This is a genomic window from Oceanospirillum linum (genome assembly GCF_001995095.2).
Lineage (GTDB): Bacteria > Pseudomonadota > Gammaproteobacteria > Pseudomonadales > Halomonadaceae > Oceanospirillum > Oceanospirillum linum.
Genome location: NZ_MTSD02000111.1, coordinates 1 through 435, shown reverse-complemented (window position 1 = coordinate 435; position 435 = coordinate 1). Strand labels below are relative to the sequence as shown.

Sequence of the window (435 nt, the reverse complement as noted above, 5' to 3'; positions counted from 1 at the left end):
GACCTAGTGCTGGACCAACTGGTGGCGATGGATTCGCTTTACCAGCTGCAACTTGAAGCTTGATATAGGCTTCTACTTTCTTAGCCATTTTTATCTCCTAAGTGGGTCTATCGCCTTTCGGCTCCCCGTTTAAGACGCTGCTTAAAGCAATCGCCCGAAATCAGTCTTTTTCTACTTGGCCAAACTCAAGCTCAACCGGAGTAGAGCGACCGAAAATCAATACTGATACATGCAGACGGCTCTTCTCGTAATTCACTTCTTCAACAACACCGTTAAAGTCAGCAAACGGCCCATCAATAACACGTACCACTTCACCCGGCTCAAACAATGTTTTAGGCCGCGGCTTATCTGTTCTATCTGCAACACGTTGTAGAATTGCATCAGCTTCACGCTCTGTAATCGGCGCAGGCTTTTCTGCCGTACCACCAATAAAAC

General features: G+C 46.9%; 1 protein-coding gene and 1 pseudogene. Both read right to left on the bottom strand.

Annotated elements, in window-relative coordinates; genetic code table 11:
* A pseudogene (gene rplK, locus BTA35_RS16880) lies at positions 1–88 on the bottom strand (50S ribosomal protein L11); the annotation flags it as partial.
* 72 nt (positions 89–160) lie between these two features.
* Positions 161–435: KOW motif-containing protein (locus tag BTA35_RS16875; protein ID WP_202931311.1), on the bottom strand; the 275-nt coding region annotated here is incomplete at its 5' end.